Below are 20,731 nucleotides of genomic sequence, written 5' to 3' on the forward strand. Positions count from 1 at the left end.
ATTTTTAAAACTAAGGTATAATTTATGTCAAAGCGTAAAGCAGAGAATGATGCTATCGATAAACCTTCTCCTAAAAAAAGGAAACTAGATTCTACTCCAAGAACCCCTTATTTACATGATGAATTATTATTCAAAGTTTTTAGTTATACTGACTCAAAAGATATTATTTCTCTTATTAAAACTACAAAATATTTTTTTAATAAAATAGTTAAATTTACAGATAAAGATAATTTTTCTATAACCTCACCTTTTTTTCCTATCTACTTAAAATTCGTTATCTTAGTTTATAATAATCCAAATTATAAAGAACACCTTAGTAATAAATTTTTTAATGAGATTAAGCTTTTAAGTATAGAAAATTTAATAGAACCTATAATCATTAGTATAACCAAAAATCCTAAGGATTTTTCAAGCGTTTTAAACAACATTGAAAGTAATACTTTAATAAAAAAAACAGATATTATTTCACTATTAATAGGCGATATAAATTTTTTAAAAACAATGAAAAAATTTAAAGCAAATTTTTCATTTGAGTCTTCCTTATTTCCTATTTACTTAAATTTTGCATCAGCAGTGGAAGGTAATCAACGCTATTGTGAATTATTTAAAAATAAGCGCTTACATTCTTATATTCTAAGCATGACTTCCCCCACTCTTTTTAAACATCTTTTAGTTTCACTAATAATTGCTTCAAGCGAAACCTTAAAAAATGTAAGCATACACTTAGATAAAAAGATAATTTTTCAACTTACAAAATATTTAGCCGAATATGACCCAATAATTTGTTATAACTTAATTAAAAGCCTAAATGCATTACATCTATTCAGCGATTTAACCTTTTTAAAAATTTTTATTGAAAGTGCTAAACATTCTGAACAAATAAGTTTAGATAAAATTAAAACTCTTGTTAAATGTAACATTTATTTTCCAACGGATTCTGATAGCTTAGAGAATTTTACTCGGGAAATAAGAAATTATTTACTTGATCAAAGAGATAAAGCTGAAGAATTTTTAATTAACCTTGAAAACGCTTCTAATCTCGAAACCGTTTTTGAGCTTATAAAACTATTAAGAATAGAAACCGAGGAAGAACGTTTTATTCAATTCTCAACCAATTTCCTTTTTAACAGTGGAGAGAATTTTAATGTTAATTACGTTATAAGCTTTCTTTTCAAAAATAGAAACTTAACTGATGAAGAAAAAAATCAGAGTATTATAAAGCTAATTGAAGACGGGCATAATTTTTCAGATTTTGAAATTATGGTTTTTGATCATGAAAATCCAGACAATGAACCATATAGAGTTAACTTTTTCACCTACATTTGCTTTACAGGTAATAGAGAATTATTTAGAGCAATTATAAATAAAATTGATAAAAGCTTGTATGTTAATGCATTCTTTGTAGCTATTAAAGAAAATCATATAAAAATAGTTGAAGCTTTTTTAGAAAATAGCATAAACCCAAGGCTTTGTTCAAATAAAGGTGAATCACTCCTTGATTATGCAAGAAAAAAAGAACGACATGAAATTGTTCAATTAATTGAGAATAAAATAAAGGAATTAGATGAAAATTATGCTAAAACTTACCTTTCTAAAAGAGGACAATTAGAACAGGAAAATAAACTTACCAAATGCCCTAACCTTTGTTAAACATTTTAGAAACATAATTTTATTGCGTTACAAATTATATATAATAAGCTTGCAAAGATTAGTATTAACTAAATATGGTAAGAGCCATGAAAGCTAACAATTCCACAATTTCATATTCTACTTCTGTGTCATGCAGCCCTTATAAATTATTTTTTTCTCAAAATAATCCTAACGTACAAATAGCTCAAGCGTTAAGGGAAAAGTATTGCGATGATTTTAAAAACCCTCAATTACGTAAGAGTATTTACACAACTGAAGGGGTATTTAAACAATTAATAGGATCATGCGATAACTTACAAAATTTAACTTTCGAACAAATTGAATTTATTGAGGCAAATTCTGAAAAAATTCATTTATTAATTGGCCAGGGCGTAAATTTTGCCGATATCAAAAATAAATTATTTCCTAAAAATTATCACTCAGATTTTTTTAGAAAAATTGTTAAAAACGCTAATAATATCGTTTGTTTAATTGAAAGCTTAGGTGAGCAAAGAGTTAATCATTTACTCCAAGTTGTAGACAATAACCTAGCAACTTTAATTATTGAAAATGCAGAAAGCTATATAAATTTCTTTAAAATAACATTTGAGCAAGGCTTAACAAATAATCAAGGTTTTTTAAGACCTGAAATTGACGCAATTTATCAATATAACCTTTTTATAGAAAGCAATTTTTACTCTCAATTTAAAATAATAATTCAAAATGATTGGCAGAAAACATTAAAGCTTTGTAAGCTATTTAATACAGATATAAACGGCTTATTAAAAATGAACCCTGTAAATTTAAGCACATTTTATAATAATGACATTTATTACCCTAACCTACAATATTTAACTAATGTATTTAGCGTTCTTGAATTAAATATTAAACCTGAAGATAATAACACCAAAAAATCGCAAAAAATGACTAAAATTGAAGATGCTACCAATTTACCATCGAAAACTTGGCTAGATTTCTTCGCCTATATGGGGAATCGCACTACCGATTCTTCATCTGTCAAAGAAATAATTAAATTAACTACAGAACCTTACATTTCCGCTAGATTAAACTTCTTATTTGAATACAAAGATATATTAATCAGGAATGGTTTTAGTGAACATTTCCTTAGAGATATATTTAAGTATGACAAAGCGCTTACCATTCCTCATGGTGTGTTCGATGGCGTATTATCAACCGATATAAATACTCCAGCCTATTTATTTAAGCTTCTCCCTAAATTTAGGGTTCTCCTTACAAAAGAAGAATTTGATCAAGATTTTAACACTACTTACGTGCATTTTTTTAAACCTGAAAATCAGCGAATAGGCGTAATATTAATTAGAAATTTTGATCTTTTTTATGAATTGAAAAAAACTGTTCCAGTAGAGGAAATTTTTAAAGCGAACCCAAAACATTTATTGGAATATTTTAATACTCAAAGAAAGAATAAAATTGAAAAAGCACCTCAAAATCGTGAATTAAGTTTTAGAGGGTTGCGTGATCAAGAGCAAGATGTATGTTTAAGCTATAGAAGATGAAGCGTATAGTAATCATTGGAACAAGTGGGTGTGGTAAAACTACGTTAGCTAAGAAATTAGGTAAGATAATAAATATTCCTTATTATGATATGGATGATTATTACTGGCTACCTAATTGGGTAGTAAGAGATAGCGAAGAATTTCCAAAAATCATAGATGCCATCACCCAAAATCCATCTTGGATAATCTGTGGTAATTATTCCAAAGTTAATAATATAACTTGGGAAAAAGCCGACACAATTATTTGGCTTGATTATAATATTTTTAGGTGTCTCTATCAGGCACTAAAAAGATCAGTTAAAAATATTATTTATTCAAGACCTCTTTGTGGTGGAAATTATGAAAATATTCGCCACACTTTCTTTTCAAAAAAATCTATTATACTTTGGATTCTAACTACATACAAAAAACGTAAAGCCACTTATACACTTGCTTTTAATAACCAAATTCCTAATAAAACCTATTTAAGATTTAATAATCCTAATAAAACCCGTGTGTGGCTAAATAAAATATAATAAAAAATTCTAAATTATTGATTATTAAGAAATAATTTTTTAACCTAGCTCCTTGACAGAAAATTTAAGATTTTATATTTTTTAAGTTCCCCCTCAACCAAGAGTTAATTTAATATGACAAATGCAATCACAACCCTAAATCATGACTCTATCAACCAGGCTGCAAGTAAGCTTTTAAGTGATTTAATTGAAATTATCCATAGTAATAACATGTCAGAATATTTAATCGAAAGTAAAATGGATAATATTCTAAAATATATTAATGCTTTAAATAAAATTAGTAGTATCTATTTTAAAACAACTAAAGCCTCTAATCTCAAAAACATCCTTCCAAACCTTGAAAAAATTCAAAAAAAACCTGAACCCTCTTCTCCTTCAAATTCTGAAAATGATATAATTGCTAGTACAATTGTTGATGAAATTAAAGAAACAAAAGGTAATTTAAATCCAAAAATTTTAGCAAAATCCGTAATTAATAAGTTACAGGAAAAGAAAATTGCTTATATTCCCTTTTCATACAAAGGCTTTGACGAATTAAAAATTAAGCTAAAAAACATAACTTCACTTGAAGAATTAGATAAAATTGAATTAGAAAGATACAAGCTCTTTCCACAAAGTAATTTTAAAGCATTACAAGACCTTTACGATGAAAAATTTAAAGAGTTAAATCATCTAAACTAATTAAATCATTGAAAACAGTTTAAAAGGCTTTTAAATTGTTTTTATGAATAAAAATATACCAGAAATAATTGAAGCTTTGCATTTTGCGAATGTAAAGGAACTAAAAGAAATTTCCCTTAATTTAGGTTTAAACCCTAAAGGTAAAAAAGGGGAAATAATAAGTAACATTAAACATTTCCTTGGAACTGGAAAGGAAAAAGCACTTAAACCCTTTCCAAAGGAATCAAAAGCTAATTCTAAACTTACTTATCCATTAAGCCCTGGCACCTTAATTCTTAAAGGTGCTTATAAAAATGATCTTAAAACTAGAAATTTTCTAAAAACCTTAATTGGAAATTATTTCCATTTCACAAGCTTTGGCATAGACTGGATTAATGAGAAATGGGAACAAGGTTCTCCTCCAACCTATCAAGAATTTGCCAATTTTTGGAAAGATGAATATCAAAAAAGAAAAGTTGAAAAAGCACCACCTAAAGATGAATGGGCTTATATTAATTTCATTCAAAAAACTCTTGTAAAAAATCCTAGCGCCTCTCATAAAGAAATTACAACTTCCTGGAAATTGCATCGTGAGAAAATGGTTGCAAATGCTTTGGCTTTGCTAAATATACAACTATAGGTTGCAAATATAAAAACTAGCATTTTACGATATTTACATTATTCTTTTAAAAAATATTTAGGGAAATTTGTATGGGAAAATGTATTATTCTTAATGGCACTTCAAGTAGTGGTAAAACTACTGTTTCAAAAGAACTACAAAAATTGTTACCTGAACTGGCACATGTTGAAATTGGTAACATGGCACATTTATATTTTGAAATGTTTAGAGAAGATTATAATCATACAGCAGAATGGGGAGAGAAAAGATATAATCGTCAGATAGTAATTAGAGAAATTTTACTTAACTCCGCCAATTTACTTCTTAAACAAGGTTTTGATGTATGTATTGATACGGTTCTTGATGGCCCTATGCAAATGAACATATGGAGCGTTATTTAAGCTATTTAAAAGATTATAATCCAATATTTATTGGCGTTATTTGTAATTTACCAGTTTTAGATGAACGCGAGAAAAACCGTGGCGATAGACCAATTGGTTTTGCACGCAGCCAGCTTGAAGAAGGAATTCATAATAACCGACCATACAATTTCACAATTGATAACACCAATCTCTCTGCTAATGAAAATGCTAAAACAATTTGCGAGAAAGTGTTTAAATAAATTACCTTATTATACTTTTAGGACAATTCTAGGATAAATTTATAGAATTATCCTAATTTTAGGATATTATAGTCATACACATTTAAATGTAACAATATTAAATTAATCCTATAAATATTATAGGAAAACTAACATGACAATTACTACTTACTTATACGATACATATAAGTTTAATGACATTGCACGCATAATAGACATTAGCAAAGATGAGCGGGGTAATTACCTACTACTTGATTCTACCATTTTTTACCCACAGGGCGGAGGTCAACCTTCTGATATTGGAACAATTTATATTCCTTCTCAAAATAAAGTTATCTTAATTTCTATTGTAAAGCTTATTAATAAGGAAATTAGACATTATACGAAAAATGAAAAATTACCCTTTTCTTTAATTAATCAGGAAGTTCAAATTACAATTGATAGTGATAATAGAATTACAAATGCCAAATACCATACAATTGGACATTTAATTGGTAATTTAGTTGAAGAAATTAACCCAGAAATTAAAGCAATAAAAGGGCATCAATTTCCTAACGAAGCATATGTTGAATTTAGTAACATCTTAAATGCAGAAATAATCCAAAATTTAAAAAAAGATTAGTTGAAATAATCTCTTATAATTTTCCAATTAATTCTACAGAAGTAAGCTTTAATGAACTTAAAGCAAAGCTACCAAATCTTCCTTATGAAGTTCCTGAAAACAAAAATTTAAGAATAATTCAAATAGGTAATTTAAATCCAGTTCCTTGCGGGGGCACTCACATTACTAATATTAATGAAATTAAAGAAGTAAAAATAATTAAAATAAAAAAAAATAAAATATTTTATGAGGTAATATGAAAAGTAATTTTAAGCAATTACAAGATAGCTTTACTAAAAACGTATTTACAATCGATTCTAAAGCTCTAACTTTTAGAATAAATATTGATGAAATAAATAAGGAAATTCGTTTAAAACCATTTCATGCAACATTACTGGGATTATTATTTAATAATCATCCTAGTCCCTTAACCTATGAATATATAGAAAAGGCCTTAAAATCTCATAAAATATCTTGCCCAGATGTTACACGTTTACACCGTAAAATGTCAGAACTTAGAAATATTTTAAGTAAAATGCATCCGTCACTTAAAAACATAATAGAAAACAACAGAGGAATTGGTTACAATTTACCTTTAAATTGGAAAGAACCCTCTACATCCTCAAACACTAATATTGTAAAAATAAAAAACTCTAAACTAGTTTCAGAATTAAAGCTTATTCAAGGTTTAATAGAACATTCTATAAATTTAACATCAAAAGCAAAAATCATTAAACATGATAATAGATTTATATTAAATCGTATTCCTTTTCATGACGATTTAACTTCACTTACGGAAAGTTTTAATAAATCTGAAGTGAAAATTTTAAAAGAATTAAAATCTCATTTTACCGATTTTCATTATATAAGAATTCAATTTATTCTTGCAAAGCTTAGAACATATATTTCACTATGTAGAATAAGCGAGTTTGCAATAACTAAAGATGAATGGTTAGATTGGCATAAAAATGAAGTACAAATAATTTTTCAAGAATTACAAAACTTAATTTTAATGCATGAAAATAAAATTTAACCAAGTCTATTAATTAATTCTCTTTTATTTAAATAAAAACCGATGAAGGCCCCTGCAATTCCACCGAAAATATGCTTTAAACTATGACCACTAATAAAATGGTCTGTTAAAGCAAAAATTTCTTTGTCATAAACTTCACCGATACGAGCAAAAACAAAAAGAATTAAGCTTAAAATTAAATAAGAAGTTTCATTAAATTTATTTGGATAAAACCATAACATTATAGGTACTAAGATTGGAAAAGCCTGAATAAAAATAATTGGCCTTAAATCTGATGAATTATGCGCTTCCGATAATTCCCACCAGGCAACGCAGGTTATGGTTGCAAGAATTACAACAACAATTAATTTGTCACCTAATTTATAGCTAACTCTTTCCAAATAAATTGCATATGTTAAAGCCATTAAAGTTAAGGTTTCAGGTAATCTATCAAAATATAAACTCTGATTATTAGGATGAGTATGATAATAAGCAGAACCAATTCCTGTAAAAACTAAAAATATGAAAAAAAAGGAATAAGCACTAAATTCAGCTTTACTAGCGAATTTTTCATACGTAAATTTTTTATATTTGTTAAAGTAATAAAACCAATAAGCACCAGGAATTATAAACGTTAAATTACTAATTACATTTAGGAAAAAAGGTATATTAAAGAATTCTCTTTTATCAGCAAAATTATTATAACCATGAGGTTGAGGAATTTGCCCGATAAAAAATAAAATTAAAAGTAATATTATAGGAAAAGAAATAAGCAAATAATCTGTTTTTCTAAGACGAATCATAAAATTCTCCTTTTTTAGAAAATTAAAGGGTCCTAAAATTTTAGAACCCTTTAATTTTTACGTGGGAGACGTAAAAAGGTTATTAGTGACCTAAAATTTCATCAAACCATGCTTTGTGATGTTTTTCATCTTCAAAGCCTTTTTTAATGATTTCTCTTGCATCATCCCACATACCTTCATGATCTAATAAACGATCATAAGCTGTATTAGTGTCAATTTCATTGCTTCTCATAGCCATTAAAATTGCTTTATCACCCATAAGGTCTGCGAGAACGACTTTACCTTTAGTCAACCATTGCTTACCGCTTGGTCCATCAGGTGCTTCTTCACCATGCTTTTGAACAAGATTTGTTAATTCTCTTGTATGACGATCATGGTCTTCTTTAAATTGTCTTAATTTTTCTTTGTAATCGTTATTTTCTAATCTATTAATTGCAGCATCATATGCTTCTGCTGCATCGTAATCTAACTCAATAAGATCTTTTACCGCATCTAAGAACTCAGTCTGAGTGCCAACAAGTGTTACCATTGTGTACCTCCTATTAAAATTTAAATTACCAAATGACTCTATTAAAATATAATTAAACATATATTAAAATTAATAATTATGAGCCACTGAATATTAAGTATATCCTCATAAATCTGTAACGCAAACATTAATTTAAAAAAAATGCATTTTTTCGCTTTTAATTATTATATTTTTAACTTTTATTTAAAGTTTTATCATTTTCAATAGGGTTAAAATACGTGGATAAGCTTGATTATCCAGGCTATTAGAAGTACTTGTGAAGCAAGTAAGAAAAAAGGTAGAAAGAATATTCTTTCTACCTTTTAAATTATTAAAGTTTGAATTGCGCTGATTTTCTAATTTCAATTTCTTCCATCTTTTCAACGTTTTCACGTGTAGAAGTAATATCATTATTATTTGCAGCAACTTTTTTCTCTGATGTTTTATCAAGAATTTTATTTAAATCACTTTCTAAAGCAATTAAATAATTATCATAAACTTTTTTAGCACTTTGAATATATTCTAAACTAACATTACCACTTAATAATGCTTTGTTTAATGATAATGATACGCTCTGATAGTGACTAGAATACTCCGCAAGTTTTGAAACTACATCAAAAAACTGTTGTCCTTCTTTACCAAATAAATTTGGTAGCTCATTTGTTTTATAAGCTTCAAGCAATTTACGTGCTTCATTAATATTTGGGTAGTTTACATTATCGATTGAATAACTTCCTAAAATTTCCTGATACCTTTTAATTAAAGTTTTGACATTTGACACAGTGTCTTTTGACTTATCTTTAATAATAAATTTAAGTGATTTTTGAAGAGCAGCACCTAAATGTGATAAAACATAATTATTAGTATCTTTAACAGCTTTAACTTGGTCGGCTGTAAAATCAATTTTAAATTGCTCTTTAATTTGTTTTAAAGCATTTTCGTTAATCATTTCTTTTGCATTTGTTTTATCAAGAGTAATAAGAACTTTTGCACTAGGATCACGATTAACTTTTAAATCAGCAATTGGAACTAAAACAAAACCAACACAATCGTCACCAGCTTTTATTGTGTTAATTAAGTTCTCATCTTTAGTAAATACGAGTGCAGGAACAATTGCATTATCTGGCCTTCTTCCATTAAACCCAGAAGTTTTACCAATAGTATTATCAAGCTTACCCATGAAAGTTATTTTAGTATTAGGATCTTTATTTAATAAACTTAATTTTAAATTTATTTCTTCTAAAGCTTCTCTAAATAAATTTTCTGTTTTAGATACGTCTTTATTATCTGGAAAATCAATTCCTCTTTGTTTTAATTTTTCTCTAATAACTTCTGCAGGAATGCTTTTAACAGCACTTACATTAAAGTTATTTTCTCTAATAACTTCAACCCAAATATCATGCATAGCTTGCGTTAATTTATGGGTATCAAAATTCATTCCCCTTTCTTGTAAATCTTTTGCAGTTGCAAAGCCAAAACATTCTTTAAATCCTGCGAATGGAGCAATATACGCAGTTCTATAATTTTTTGAAAGAGCAAGCCCTGCATAAATTGTCCCGGTTTTTTGATCTTCATAAACAACCCATCCCTCTTCTGAAATATCAGATTTTTCAAATGGATAAACGGATAATGTATCTGAACCTTCAAGTTCATTAAATAAATTTACTTTAGGAGTTTTTTCCGGCCTATTTCTATTTAAAATGCTATTTATTTTTTCAAGAGCCTCAGGATTTTTTTCTCTTAATTCTTTAATTTTACTTTTAAAGGTTTTTCCTTGAAAACTCATTCCCATATCGAAACTTAGAACTTCGGTTAAAGCCTCACGAACGCGCTCTTGGTCATTATTATAAATTTTGTTTAAAATGCTAAGTACTTCATGATATTCATGTAGTTGATTAACATCAAATAAAGTTTCTTTGTTTGGTAAACTTTCAAGCATATTTTTCTCCTGTTTCAAATTCATTGCCAAAACAGGATTAAAAATAGCGTTAAACGTGAAGAATATCAATAATAAAAAATTAAGCATACTATACCTTTTAATAACTTTTTAATTTTTATTAGTGATATTCTAATTCTATGCACTTGGCAAGTTTTGTATAATTCCCCACTTACGTCTTAGATACATTTCAATTTCTCTTCTTTCACCATGAGAAAGCGATCTATTAAAAAGGATAATCTCACCGACATGACATTGATAACATTTTTGAACTCCGGCGTTTGTCTGTGACCCTATTATATACCCTGTAAAATTAGTCAAATTACCTGCATATGCTGTACTTAACCAATTTTGTCTACCAGAACGAGATGGAGAAATTTCAACTTCAGATGAAGTACTAAATTGATAAGGGTTTAAATAATACTCTAATGAATTAGTTGTAGGTGCATTTACAGGAATTCGCCTTGCAACAAAAACTGCTAAATGAGTATCATTATTTATAGCAACATCTGAAGGGCCAGAATCAGTTAATGGTGTTACGGAGTTTGTTAAAGTAGGGTTGGTTGTCCCATCATTTACTACTAAATTTAAATTCATTGAACTTGCAGGTCTTACGACTTCAAAAACCGTTGTCCCACCATTATGTACTCTAAATACCGTTGAAGCAGTTGTAGGTTGAGTTGCAAACTTTACCACTACAAAAAGTGTAAATGCATTATTGAAATTATTTGATGCTCCATCTACAAGACTTCCTGACATATACTGCACTTCGCCAACAGCAGTATTTTGAAAATATAAAAATGGACGCGGATGCCCTTGTACACCATATTGATAAGTAGCGGCTTTTTGAATAAGCCATGGTCTATTCGCTACAACTGCTTGATTTGCATGATTTGCATACCCTGATCTATCAGTCCATGTACTAAAATATTCAGTATAAGCAGCACCAAAAGCGATTTGATCGTGCAAAGCATAATTTGAAATGCTAGGTTTTGCAGCATCAAGCCATAAAATTGGACCTGTATTATATTTAGTTATATCAAGTTTATAGGTATAATTATCTCTACAATTTCCAAGTTTAGTTTCTTGTGTGTCCATTCTAAAATTTAAATATTGCCCATCCGGACATGTACAATCATAACCGCTCGTACTATTTGTAGATCTTGGGTCAGAAATCAAATCTGTGGGACAAAACCTTCCCGCAAATGCCTCTTTCTGACAGAAAAATGCTAATATGATAGAAGTCTGTAATAAGAAATATATAGAATTTTTAAATAATAAAAAATACTTAGTTACAAACATTATTAAACCACCTGTTTGATAAATATTCATTTACTTGCGAAATTTCTTTATCAGTTAAAGCTCTATTATAAATTAGCATCTCACCTAAAAATGATGGCGATATATACATTCCAGCCGCATTTGAAGAACAAGCCATAGTATTTGCACCTCTATGCGATACTCTTCTTCCTGTTAAATATAAACCTTTTTTACTATAAAAATAAAGTGAAGTTCCAAGCATGTTATTTGGAGCAGGTGTAGTACATGTATAACAATATCTTCCTGCTGTTATTATAGGTATATCTTCAATATCATTTTGATCTACATAAAGTTCAAGGTCATAATTCCAGCTTGAAAAAATTAGCATATTATACATTGAAGTACCAACGCCACCAAAATTATTAGTACCGTATTTATATCTAAGGGAGGTATGTTGTGTTGCAGCAAAAGTTCCAGTACATGAAGAAGATATATTTATGATATTTCTATCGTATCCCATTTTTCCCATAAAGAAAATAGTGTAATCTCTTCCTACTCCTCCACTATATATTGCACTTCTTAAATCCACTAATAATTGTTGTGAAGTAGATGAAAAATCTAAACCTCTTTTAGTTGTTGGAATTTGTGTAGTAGTTGTATAAGTAGGTTGGTTAGCAACCGTTCCTTGAGTAGCGTTATAACTACTCCCTGCTTTATTCACTAGTGTTGCTACTCTACTTCCAGCTGCTGGCGCTGTTCCTGTTGCTGCTGGATCTGTTCCGTCATACCACACAACAAGATCTGAAACATCCGTAGGCCTAAATGAACAAATATTTGGTGGATTATCGCACATTTTTCCAATGGCAATAGCGGTACTTTTAATTTGATCAGATAAAGTAGAAGTAACAAAAGCTGTAGTAGAAACTGTATTACTTGAGAAATATTTTGCGTTACTACAAGTAAGTTTAGAAAATATTAAAGGAGCTCTTCCCTTTTTATTATTTAAAAAAGCCACTTTAGTTTTAAATGCTAAAATATCATCAAAACTTGATGTGCGAATATTTTGCATATAAATTTTATTTAATCCATGATCACTATTCTCGTATTCAACAGTGGTTGTTGGGGCAACAGGAGTTGTGGTGTTATTTCTGCGCCACGCATATTGGTCACCATTTGCACCATGGCTTACGATAACATATACAGCACCAAAGTTATTTGGAGGTGAATTACCGGTATTTGTAATTTCTGCACCATTTACATCTACAACGACTATATCACCTTTATTATCTGTATTAGAAAAATCTACAACTGAACTCATTCCGCGTGAAACACGGTAAGTAAATTTTCTGCCCCAGCCATCATAAGCGTAATCATCATCAATTTGTAGCGTCCTTACAGGAACTGCACCAGTATTATCGGTTAATCCTCCTTCACATTCAAGTGAAGTTGTATTGTAAGTTTCGCTTATTCCAAAACTTGCGTTTGTTTCTATTAAATTACCAATAGCAGGACATGGAATAAAACCTCTCTGGTTATAATAATCAAAAATAGCTTGTTCAATTACTTTTGTTTTTCTTAAAGTTTTTGAATAACGCTCTTCTAAATTGTCTTTACCAAGTGTTGCAAGTCCAATTGAGGTAAGTACACCTAGTATTGTAATTGATACAGCAAGTTCTGCTATGGTATAAGCTAATATACTTTTTTTCTTAACAAGAGCCATTCCAAGTCCCACTCGCACATCTACAGTTATTTTCTAAAGCATTATAAGTAGCGCCACCAGGGCACGATTTGTTAGTAGGCATATCACTTGGATATAAAATGTAACATGCTTCTTGTAAATTCCACATTAAGTCGAGTACAGCCTCATCAGCTCTATTTAATGTATAAGTTTGGTTAGTACTGTTTTCATCTTGTCTTGTTATAGTAACTTGTGTAGCGGTAATTAATCCTCTTAAACTTTGTACACCATTTGCATAAGCAATATTAGTATTCATCGCTGCAAGTTGCGTGCTATTATTTTGACATGTAATTAAATCAACAAATTTTATATTTGGATCATAGATTAGATTGTCTAAATCTGTTTTATTTCTGTAAAAGCTTAAATGCTGGTAAGTTGATGAAATTATACCCTGAGTATATATATTATCATTATCAAAATTTTCATCTTCAGAAGCTGTAACACCACCTGCTAACTGAACTCCACTTTGACCATACGCTCCTCTTCCGGCTGGCCCATGACTAATAAGTAAGTAAGCTCCAGTTGTTGAAATTGCTGTACCACTTGTTGCATCATTTATAGTTAGTAATGTTGCAGCTCCATTATTATAAGTTGTTACCGTACAACCAGTTGGGCCACATAAACTACTTGATACTGAATAGGTTATTTTTCTACCCCAACCATCTAACATCATATCGGGGCTTAGACCTAAAGCGGAGGTTGGAACTGACCCGAATGATGCATTACAATTCGTTCCGGTCATATTTTCAACAGCAAATGATCTACCTGTCACAGCATCTCTTGTTCCGAAAGCTTGAGAATTTAATGCAGGACAAGGAAGCCTGCCGAATGCACCGACAAATTTTTCTATTGCTTCGCTTATTTCGTTTATTTTTTGTTTAGTTTCCAAGTATTTTAATGAATGGCTTTTAGCTGAAGGCGCAATCCAAGTTACATATCCTGCCATGATCATTCCTGCAACCATAATAATCAAAGCAATTTCAACTAAACTGAAGCCTTGAGAAAACTTAATACGTTTATTTACTTTTAATAGAATGTTTGATATTATACGCATTGTTTCAAGGTTTAGAAATATAAATTACTCAAAATAAAGCATAATATTATATATTTTTTAAATCAAATATAATTTTTTAAATAAATGAGAATATAACATATGTTACCAAGCGAAATTAGAAATATTGCAATTATTGCACACGTTGACCACGGCAAAACTACTCTTATTGATTCCATGTTAAAGCAAAGCGGTACATTCCGTGAAAATCAGCAAGTTGCTGAAAGGGTAATGGATTCTAATGATTTAGAAAAAGAAAGAGGTATTACCATCTTAGCTAAATGTACCTCAATTAATATTAATGATACTAGATTAAATATCATTGATACTCCAGGCCACGCAGATTTTGGTGGTGAAGTTGAGCGTGTATTAAATATGGTGGATGGCGTAGTATTACTTGTTGATTCTGCTGAAGGACCTCTTCCACAAACAAAATTCGTTTTAACTAAAGCTTTAGGTTTAGGTTTAAGACCTATTATTGTAATTAATAAAATTGATAGATCTGATGCCCGTCCAGATGATATTTTAAATGAAATTTTTGACTTATTTGTTGCACTTGACGCAACTGATGAACAATTAGATTTCCCAACAATTTATGCTTCAGGACGCTCTGGCTGGGCAAAACTTGATTTAAATGAAGAGTCTGATTCATTACAGCCTTTATTTGATACAATTATTAAACATGTACCGGCACCGAAAGTTGATATTAATGCACCTTTTGCAATGCTTGCATCAATTCTTGAATCTGATCCATACCTAGGAAGAATTTTAACTGGTAAAGTTTATAGCGGTAGCATTAAAGTAAATTCAAGCGTTAAAACGCTTCGTTTAGATAATCAACAAGTTGAAACAGGAAGACTTACTAAATTATTCGTATTTAGAGGAATCGAACGTATTCCTGTCGATGAAGTTGTAGCAGGTGACATTGTTGCAATTGCAGGACTTGTTGAAGCAACTGTTGCAGATACAATTTGCGTTCCTGAATGTACACAAGCGATTAAAACAATGCCAATTGACCCACCAACAATGGCAGTAACAATTTCTGTAAATGATTCGCCAATTGCAGGCACTGAAGGAAACAAAGTAACTTCAAGACTTATTCGTGATCGTTTATTTAAAGAAGCTGAAAGTAACGTGGCAATTAAAATTAACGAATCATCAAATAAAGATGCATTTGAAGTTGGAGGTCGTGGGGAATTACAATTAGGCGTATTAATTGAAACAATGCGTCGTGAAGGCTTTGAGCTTTCTGTATCACGTCCACGTGTACTATTTAAGCGCGATGAAGAAACCGGCCAATTACTTGAGCCAATTGAAGAAGTAGTAGTTGACGTTGATGAAGAATATAGTGGCGTTGTAGTAGAAAAAATTTCCCTTCGTAAAGGTGAAATGACTGATATGCGTCCATCAGGTGGTGGAAAAACAAGAATTATTTTCCATGTTCCTGCTCGCGGTCTTATTGGTTACCAAAGTGAGTTTTTAACTGACACACGTGGTACTGGTATTATGAACCGTCTTTTCCATGGATATGCACCACACAAAGGTGAAATCACTGGTCGTAGAAACGGTGTGCTTATTTCTACAGAATCAGGTCAAATTGTTGCTTATGCAATTTGGAATTTAGAAGATCGTGGCATAATGTTTGTTAACCCACAAGAAAAAGTTTATGTTGGTATGATTATTGGCCAACATAACCGTGATAATGATTTAGAAGTAAACCCAGTTAAAAGTAAACAACTAACAAATTTTAGAACAACTTCTAAAGATGAAGCGATAAGACTTACACCTCCAAAAATCTTAACTTTGGAAGAAGCTATTTCATATATTGAAGATGATGAATTAGTTGAAGTTACACCAAAAAGCATTAGAATTCGTAAAGCGATTCTTGATCCTAATGAACGTAAAAAACTTTCTCGTCAAAAAGCGTCGGGTGAAGTGTAAATATAAAAATAATAAAGGCTTAGAGAAATTTAAGCCTTTATTATTTATTTTAAATATTAAAGAGTATAATTAATACCCTCTACTATTTTTCTCTGTACCTTGTACTTTATAAATATATTCAACGCTTTTCTTATTTTTTCCAGTTTTTTTAGTTTTTTCATTAGCTTTTTCTATTATTTTAGCTCTTAAAGCGATTTCTTTAGTATCATCCGTCCCAAGTTTAGCAATTTCTGCTTTATCACTTAATTTATTATCCAAACTTGAAAGCTGCTTTTTATTTTCTTTTAATTTATCGAAAGTTGAATTTAACTTATCTCCAACTTTAGCTAATTCTTCAAGTTTACTATTTAATTTTTCAGAATTAAGCTCTTTTTTAGCACCAAATAAATTAGCTATTGATTTAAAAAAATCTGAAATTTTAGCGGCTATACTTGTATATTCTTGAATAACTTGTTCAGCTTCTTTTTTTTGCAGTTGTGTAAACTTATCTAAGTTGTTTTTTTTACCTCTAACCATAGGATTTGTATCAAGATGTAATATATTACTGCATGCTCTTTCCTGAACACGGTTAAGCCTATCTACTGTTTTGATTAAACTTTTTAATCTATCACTGTCACCATCTGGAAGATTATTAAGTTGTGTCGTTAATTCCTTAGATAACTCACTTAAATTATCACTTACTTTACTCATTAAATTTAAATAAGTATACTCTTTAGATGCGGCTCCGAGAGGAGTGTCTAATTGTGAAAATTTTTTTATTGAGCTATATAATTTTATCGTATCTAAATCACCATTTATTTCTTTTAACTTTTCATTTATTTGTTCATTAGTTAACATAATCAACCTTTAATAATATTTATCTTTTGCCTTATACAAAAATTTATTTAAGAAATTAAAAAGGTCTAAAGACATAATCTTTGACCTTTTTTCTATATGTAACTTACATTTTTCTAGAAGCTGGTGAAGATTCAATTGCTTTCTTTTCAGATTGCATTTTTTCTTCCCACGATTCCTTGTTTCGACGAAATGAGACACCTGATTCTATGGTAATACTTTGCTGCTCCCAAAACTTTCCCTTTAATTTTAAAAGTTTGTTTTGAACGTTATGGTATTTCTGTGAATCTTTTCTCATCCGATTTATATTTGTCATAGGATCCAGAGCTTCGGTAAAAGATTTTATTGCGCTCTTTAAAAAACCCACTATTTTACTTATAATATTTAATGGATTTAATAGACTTTTCTCGGACACTTCCGAAAGCTTTTTGTTACTTTTATTTGATGCACCATTTTTATAGCCTTGTTTACTCGTTATAACCTCTCTAACACTATCATACAAATTTTTAATAGCTTCTTCACCTTTCATCACTTCATCAAAAAACTTACCCATTTCTGCTATTTCACTATCAAGCTTTTTTATTCTTTTATCTTCAAATGCACCGCTATTTATTTCTTTTACAAGAGCATTTATATTTGTTTGTAACTCACTGTAAGCATTTTCAATATCGTTATTAAGTTTTTCTAATGCTTCAAATAGGGTATATTCATTTTTATCAATAGGATTTAATTTTATTTTAGTCTTAGTTAATTCTTTAACCGATAAAAGATGGTTATCAGTCATAAATTTTTGTAATTTATTATATTGATCTTTAATGCTGCTAAATTTTTGATACATTTGTTTCATTTTATTTCTCTTTTGTAGTTATAATTTAATTATTACCTTTATTTATAAATTATTAGTTAATATATTAGATATTAACTAATAATTTATTTTAGATTATTGATTATTAAAGAAAAATAATTTTGAAAAAATTGGTGAATTATTAAAATTTAGATAAAACTTGCGCTAAATTAATTTAATTAGGACTGCATTTGGACATTTAAGATAATAAAAAGGTTTGAAGCTAATAATACAAACCTTTTTATTATAAAAATTAATAACAAATATTAGAGATTTTTGCTTGATAGATTAGGACTATTTACCTTCTCAGTTCTTTCGCTAAAATTTTGACTAGGATTTATAGATTTATCATTTCCTTTAGGGCTAATACTTAATACTTTCTCAAGTTCATCAATTTTAAAGCCATAATTTTTCATTATATTCAAATAGCGTGCGATGGTATGCTGTGAAGCTTTACTAAAATATTTCGCTACTAAATTTTGATTTAAATCTTCCTCACTTAATGTAGGAAGTAAGGTAGCAGCTAAGGTAACTAATATTTTTGATTCATTAATAGATTTAATCTCATTATTTTTATAATCAAGTGATGCAGTAAGTATACTATCAAATAATAATTCCAAAGCATTTAAATGAATAAATTGTGGAGCCTCATTAGGAGCTTTTCGGAACGCCGCATTAGTTAAAAACCCTTTATCAACCAAAAAATTAATAACTGATGTTATAACTATTTCACGATCCTTTCTAGTGAACTTATGCAATTTTAGAAAAATATTTCTTAATAAACCCATACAAAATAAGTGACTTTCATTATTGTATCCTGACTTTTTAAAATGCTCTTCAATTATTTCCTTAATAGCGTTTATTTTTTCATCGGATATTTCTTCTTTTAAAACTAATTTTTCAATTTCCTCAATATGTGCTTTCATAAGCTTCATCCTAAATATGATATTAATATTAATATGAATTTTATATACTAATATTATATTTAGATTTTTCAATATTTATAAATTTATGAGAATTAGAAATTTAAATTTTTATAAGTTAGTTATAAATAAAGAAATTTTAAGAAGGCCTGATTTTAAATTATTATTTAAATCTAGCTATTTAATAATATAATATATCACTTACCTTGCTTGTGACCTTCGCTTTTGCTTCTTTTTTTCTCAACTTCGTTTCTAGTTTGTTCTAAAGAAAGTTCCTTGGCCTTTTTTGCTTCTAAACCATCAATTATTGCTTTTTCTAAAAATGTAGTATCAACTCCCATTGTTTTTATATGTCTTACTAAATCTATAAAGTCTGTTTGAGTATGTGGATGTTTTAACAATGGATCAGCACCTAATTTTATTAATTTTGTTATAAGTTCATAAAAGAAATCTTTTTGTAAAAAAGTTTTTTTTAGTGATTGCTTTAAAATTTCTACTCTTTTAAATGTATTATCTACGGAAGAAGGATGTCCCATTAGCATTCCTGTTAATTCTTTTTGGTCACGCTGCCATTTTTCTAAAATAGGTGAAATAAATTTTATTAAAGGGCTTCTACCAATACTATCTAGCGAATTGAAATCAAATTCATTCTTTGCAAGTTCATCAATAATTGCTAAAATTTTTTCTCTATCCCTATTTTCAAAGTCGAAGTGTGCATGACTCAAAACAGCATTTAAAATATTATCATCACGTAAAGGATGGTATTTATTTAGATCAATTCCCTTTTCCTTTGCCTCACTAATAAGGTTTAAAAGTTTTTCAGTATTAATTTCAATAAAGCTTACACGTGAAAAAAAATTTGAGACAAACACTTCAAAATTATTATCAGCATTTTTTACTTCAAAAATATCTTTCACATGTCTTCTATTATTTGCCTCATTCTTTAACATATAATACCTAAGCTTTTAAATTGCCCTTTATTTAAGTTTAGAGATTTTAATAATTTTTGAAATAAAAAAAGGTGGCGTGAATAAACACACCACCTTAAATATGGGAATAAAAAATTATTAGCTTTTTACAGCTCTATTTTTTACTTGAGAGTCAATTTTTTGTCTTAAGTAACTTACCATTCCATCATAACCTTTTTGAGAGATTACTGAAGTAAATTCTGAACGATGAGTTGTAACCATGCTTATGTCTTCAGCAACTATATCATAGATTTTTGGGTCACCATTTTCAGATGGTTTAACTAAATAATCTACTTTAACGTCAAAATCTTTTTTGCGATCAATTATAGTAGATACTTTAAATCTATAATCACCTAATTCATGTACACCTAAAATCTTAATAACATCTTCATTAAACTGTTTGAATTTAGGCACATAATAATTTACTAAAAAATCTTTGTATAATTCTGCAAATTCTTTTTTTTGCACATCGTTAAGCTTTCTATAATGAGCACCAAGAACAAATTTAGAAATCCAATTAGTATCAACGTTACTAATGAATTTATTACATAACATATTAAACTTTTTTTCATCATTAAGTGAAGCATTAGTGATGATTACTAAAGTATCATGGCTTAATTGTTCAACGAATTCTTTTGCATTTTTACTATCAACAAATTTTGCCATTGCTGGATTTAAGCATGAAACTACTAATACACTTGCTAGAAATATTTTTTTCAACATAATTAACCCTTTCTTAAGTTCATATAA

At 29.0% G+C, this 20,731-nt stretch carries 22 protein-coding genes; 11 read left to right on the forward strand and 11 right to left on the reverse strand.

The genetic code is table 11. The annotated features are described in order from the left end of the window. Positions 1-24: 24 nt before the first annotated feature. The 10 genes from J0H68_03385 (at position 25) to J0H68_03430 (ending at position 7,196) form a co-directional block, all read left to right on the forward strand. Complete coding sequence (locus tag J0H68_03385) at positions 25-1,650, forward strand: hypothetical protein (protein MBN8827732.1); 1,626 nt, start codon at positions 25-27, stop codon at positions 1,648-1,650. Positions 1,651-1,736: 86 nt separating this feature from the next. After that, positions 1,737-3,167 (forward strand): hypothetical protein, encoded by a 1,431-nt coding sequence (locus J0H68_03390; GenBank protein MBN8827733.1) that lies wholly within the window; start codon positions 1,737-1,739, stop codon positions 3,165-3,167. After that, complete coding sequence (locus tag J0H68_03395; GenBank protein ID MBN8827734.1) at positions 3,164-3,682, forward strand: AAA family ATPase; 519 nt, start codon at positions 3,164-3,166, stop codon at positions 3,680-3,682. The genes J0H68_03390 and J0H68_03395 overlap by 4 nt, the downstream gene beginning before the upstream one ends. Before the next feature lie 114 nt (positions 3,683-3,796). After that, positions 3,797-4,363, forward strand: a complete 567-nt coding sequence (locus tag J0H68_03400) for a hypothetical protein (protein ID MBN8827735.1) — start codon at positions 3,797-3,799, stop codon at positions 4,361-4,363. Positions 4,364-4,406: 43 nt separating this feature from the next. Further along, positions 4,407-4,982 carry a hypothetical protein gene (locus J0H68_03405; GenBank protein MBN8827736.1) on the forward strand — a complete coding sequence of 192 codons (576 nt, stop codon included), beginning with the start codon at positions 4,407-4,409 and terminating at the stop codon, positions 4,980-4,982. A gap of 71 nt (positions 4,983-5,053) precedes the next feature. Beyond that, entirely contained in the window at positions 5,054-5,362 is a 309-nt protein-coding gene (locus tag J0H68_03410) for an AAA family ATPase (protein MBN8827737.1), read from the forward strand. Beyond that, positions 5,347-5,583, forward strand: coding sequence for a hypothetical protein (locus J0H68_03415; protein MBN8827738.1), 237 nt, complete (start codon positions 5,347-5,349; stop codon positions 5,581-5,583). The genes J0H68_03410 and J0H68_03415 overlap by 16 nt, the downstream gene beginning before the upstream one ends. A 133-nt stretch (positions 5,584-5,716) precedes the next feature. Further along, positions 5,717-6,184, forward strand: a complete 468-nt coding sequence (locus J0H68_03420) for a hypothetical protein (GenBank protein MBN8827739.1) — start codon at positions 5,717-5,719, stop codon at positions 6,182-6,184. A 5-nt stretch (positions 6,185-6,189) separates the two neighbouring features. After that, positions 6,190-6,423 carry a hypothetical protein gene (locus J0H68_03425; GenBank protein MBN8827740.1) on the forward strand — a complete coding sequence of 78 codons (234 nt, stop codon included), beginning with the start codon at positions 6,190-6,192 and terminating at the stop codon, positions 6,421-6,423. Next, the gene (locus tag J0H68_03430; GenBank protein MBN8827741.1) at positions 6,420-7,196 is read left to right on the forward strand and encodes a winged helix-turn-helix domain-containing protein; all 777 of its coding nucleotides are present in this window, start codon (positions 6,420-6,422) and stop codon (positions 7,194-7,196) included. The genes J0H68_03425 and J0H68_03430 overlap by 4 nt, the downstream gene beginning before the upstream one ends. Here the strand turns inward: J0H68_03430 and J0H68_03435 are convergent. From J0H68_03435 to J0H68_03460, 6 genes are all read right to left on the reverse strand, one after another. Next, positions 7,193-7,978 (reverse strand): hypothetical protein, encoded by a 786-nt coding sequence (locus tag J0H68_03435; protein MBN8827742.1) that lies wholly within the window; start codon positions 7,976-7,978, stop codon positions 7,193-7,195. The two genes, J0H68_03430 and J0H68_03435, sit on opposite strands and share 4 nt — an antisense overlap. Before the next feature lie 82 nt (positions 7,979-8,060). Continuing rightward, positions 8,061-8,507 (reverse strand): DUF2383 domain-containing protein, encoded by a 447-nt coding sequence (locus J0H68_03440; GenBank protein ID MBN8827743.1) that lies wholly within the window; start codon positions 8,505-8,507, stop codon positions 8,061-8,063. Positions 8,508-8,817: 310 nt separating this feature from the next. Beyond that, entirely contained in the window at positions 8,818-10,425 is a 1,608-nt protein-coding gene (locus J0H68_03445; protein ID MBN8827744.1) for a hypothetical protein, read from the reverse strand. A gap of 135 nt (positions 10,426-10,560) precedes the next feature. Continuing rightward, positions 10,561-11,754, reverse strand: coding sequence for a hypothetical protein (locus tag J0H68_03450; GenBank protein MBN8827745.1), 1,194 nt, complete (start codon positions 11,752-11,754; stop codon positions 10,561-10,563). Then, positions 11,711-13,402: a hypothetical protein gene (locus tag J0H68_03455; protein MBN8827746.1), complete on the reverse strand. Its 1,692-nt coding sequence runs from the start codon at positions 13,400-13,402 to the stop codon at positions 11,711-11,713. Before J0H68_03455 ends, J0H68_03450 begins: the two co-directional genes overlap by 44 nt. Beyond that, on the reverse strand, positions 13,389-14,474 hold the full coding sequence (locus J0H68_03460) for a hypothetical protein (GenBank protein ID MBN8827747.1): 1,086 nt from the start codon (positions 14,472-14,474) through the stop codon (positions 13,389-13,391). Before J0H68_03460 ends, J0H68_03455 begins: the two co-directional genes overlap by 14 nt. A gap of 99 nt (positions 14,475-14,573) precedes the next feature. On the opposite strand from J0H68_03460, the gene typA reads away from it, so the two are divergent. Beyond that, the gene (gene typA / locus J0H68_03465; GenBank protein MBN8827748.1) at positions 14,574-16,412 is read left to right on the forward strand and encodes a translational GTPase TypA; all 1,839 of its coding nucleotides are present in this window, start codon (positions 14,574-14,576) and stop codon (positions 16,410-16,412) included. A 69-nt stretch (positions 16,413-16,481) separates the two neighbouring features. On the opposite strand, the gene J0H68_03470 is transcribed toward typA, so the two are convergent. The 5 genes from J0H68_03470 to J0H68_03490 form a co-directional block, all read right to left on the reverse strand. Further along, positions 16,482-17,249 carry a hypothetical protein gene (locus J0H68_03470; protein ID MBN8827749.1) on the reverse strand — a complete coding sequence of 256 codons (768 nt, stop codon included), beginning with the start codon at positions 17,247-17,249 and terminating at the stop codon, positions 16,482-16,484. Positions 17,250-17,352: 103 nt separating this feature from the next. Next, entirely contained in the window at positions 17,353-18,093 is a 741-nt protein-coding gene (locus J0H68_03475) for a hypothetical protein (GenBank protein MBN8827750.1), read from the reverse strand. Positions 18,094-18,356: 263 nt separating this feature from the next. Next, entirely contained in the window at positions 18,357-19,016 is a 660-nt protein-coding gene (locus J0H68_03480; GenBank protein MBN8827751.1) for a hypothetical protein, read from the reverse strand. Between the two features lie 194 nt (positions 19,017-19,210). After that, positions 19,211-19,963 carry a hypothetical protein gene (locus tag J0H68_03485; GenBank protein ID MBN8827752.1) on the reverse strand — a complete coding sequence of 251 codons (753 nt, stop codon included), beginning with the start codon at positions 19,961-19,963 and terminating at the stop codon, positions 19,211-19,213. Between the two features lie 117 nt (positions 19,964-20,080). Continuing rightward, positions 20,081-20,704 (reverse strand): ABC transporter substrate-binding protein, encoded by a 624-nt coding sequence (locus tag J0H68_03490; protein ID MBN8827753.1) that lies wholly within the window; start codon positions 20,702-20,704, stop codon positions 20,081-20,083. Between the last annotated feature and the right edge of the window lie 27 nt (positions 20,705-20,731).

It is taken from the genome of Sphingobacteriia bacterium (genome assembly GCA_017304685.1).
Lineage (GTDB): Bacteria > Pseudomonadota > Alphaproteobacteria > Rickettsiales > 33-17 > JAFKLR01.

Excerpts from the sequence above, each read along its gene's own strand:
- J0H68_03385 (MBN8827732.1), top strand. The coding sequence starts at position 25 with ATGTCAAAGCGTAAAGCAGAGAATGATGCTATCGATAAACCTTCTCCT.
- J0H68_03390 (MBN8827733.1), top strand. The coding sequence starts at position 1,737 with ATGAAAGCTAACAATTCCACAATTTCATATTCTACTTCTGTGTCATGC.
- J0H68_03395 (MBN8827734.1), top strand. The coding sequence starts at position 3,164 with ATGAAGCGTATAGTAATCATTGGAACAAGTGGGTGTGGTAAAACTACG.
- J0H68_03400 (MBN8827735.1), top strand. The coding sequence starts at position 3,797 with ATGACAAATGCAATCACAACCCTAAATCATGACTCTATCAACCAGGCT.
- J0H68_03405 (MBN8827736.1), top strand. The coding sequence starts at position 4,407 with ATGAATAAAAATATACCAGAAATAATTGAAGCTTTGCATTTTGCGAAT.
- J0H68_03410 (MBN8827737.1), top strand. The coding sequence starts at position 5,054 with ATGGGAAAATGTATTATTCTTAATGGCACTTCAAGTAGTGGTAAAACT.
- J0H68_03415 (MBN8827738.1), top strand. The coding sequence starts at position 5,347 with ATGGAGCGTTATTTAAGCTATTTAAAAGATTATAATCCAATATTTATT.
- J0H68_03420 (MBN8827739.1), top strand. The coding sequence starts at position 5,717 with ATGACAATTACTACTTACTTATACGATACATATAAGTTTAATGACATT.
- J0H68_03430 (MBN8827741.1), top strand. The coding sequence starts at position 6,420 with ATGAAAAGTAATTTTAAGCAATTACAAGATAGCTTTACTAAAAACGTA.
- J0H68_03435 (MBN8827742.1), bottom strand. The coding sequence starts at position 7,978 with ATGATTCGTCTTAGAAAAACAGATTATTTGCTTATTTCTTTTCCTATA.
- J0H68_03440 (MBN8827743.1), bottom strand. The coding sequence starts at position 8,507 with ATGGTAACACTTGTTGGCACTCAGACTGAGTTCTTAGATGCGGTAAAA.
- J0H68_03445 (MBN8827744.1), bottom strand. The coding sequence starts at position 10,425 with ATGCTTGAAAGTTTACCAAACAAAGAAACTTTATTTGATGTTAATCAA.
- J0H68_03450 (MBN8827745.1), bottom strand. The coding sequence starts at position 11,754 with ATGAATATTTATCAAACAGGTGGTTTAATAATGTTTGTAACTAAGTAT.
- J0H68_03455 (MBN8827746.1), bottom strand. The coding sequence starts at position 13,402 with ATGGCTCTTGTTAAGAAAAAAAGTATATTAGCTTATACCATAGCAGAA.
- J0H68_03460 (MBN8827747.1), bottom strand. The coding sequence starts at position 14,474 with ATGCGTATAATATCAAACATTCTATTAAAAGTAAATAAACGTATTAAG.
- typA (MBN8827748.1), top strand. The coding sequence starts at position 14,574 with ATGTTACCAAGCGAAATTAGAAATATTGCAATTATTGCACACGTTGAC.
- J0H68_03470 (MBN8827749.1), bottom strand. The coding sequence starts at position 17,249 with ATGTTAACTAATGAACAAATAAATGAAAAGTTAAAAGAAATAAATGGT.
- J0H68_03475 (MBN8827750.1), bottom strand. The coding sequence starts at position 18,093 with ATGAAACAAATGTATCAAAAATTTAGCAGCATTAAAGATCAATATAAT.
- J0H68_03480 (MBN8827751.1), bottom strand. The coding sequence starts at position 19,016 with ATGAAAGCACATATTGAGGAAATTGAAAAATTAGTTTTAAAAGAAGAA.
- J0H68_03485 (MBN8827752.1), bottom strand. The coding sequence starts at position 19,963 with ATGTTAAAGAATGAGGCAAATAATAGAAGACATGTGAAAGATATTTTT.
- J0H68_03490 (MBN8827753.1), bottom strand. The coding sequence starts at position 20,704 with ATGTTGAAAAAAATATTTCTAGCAAGTGTATTAGTAGTTTCATGCTTA.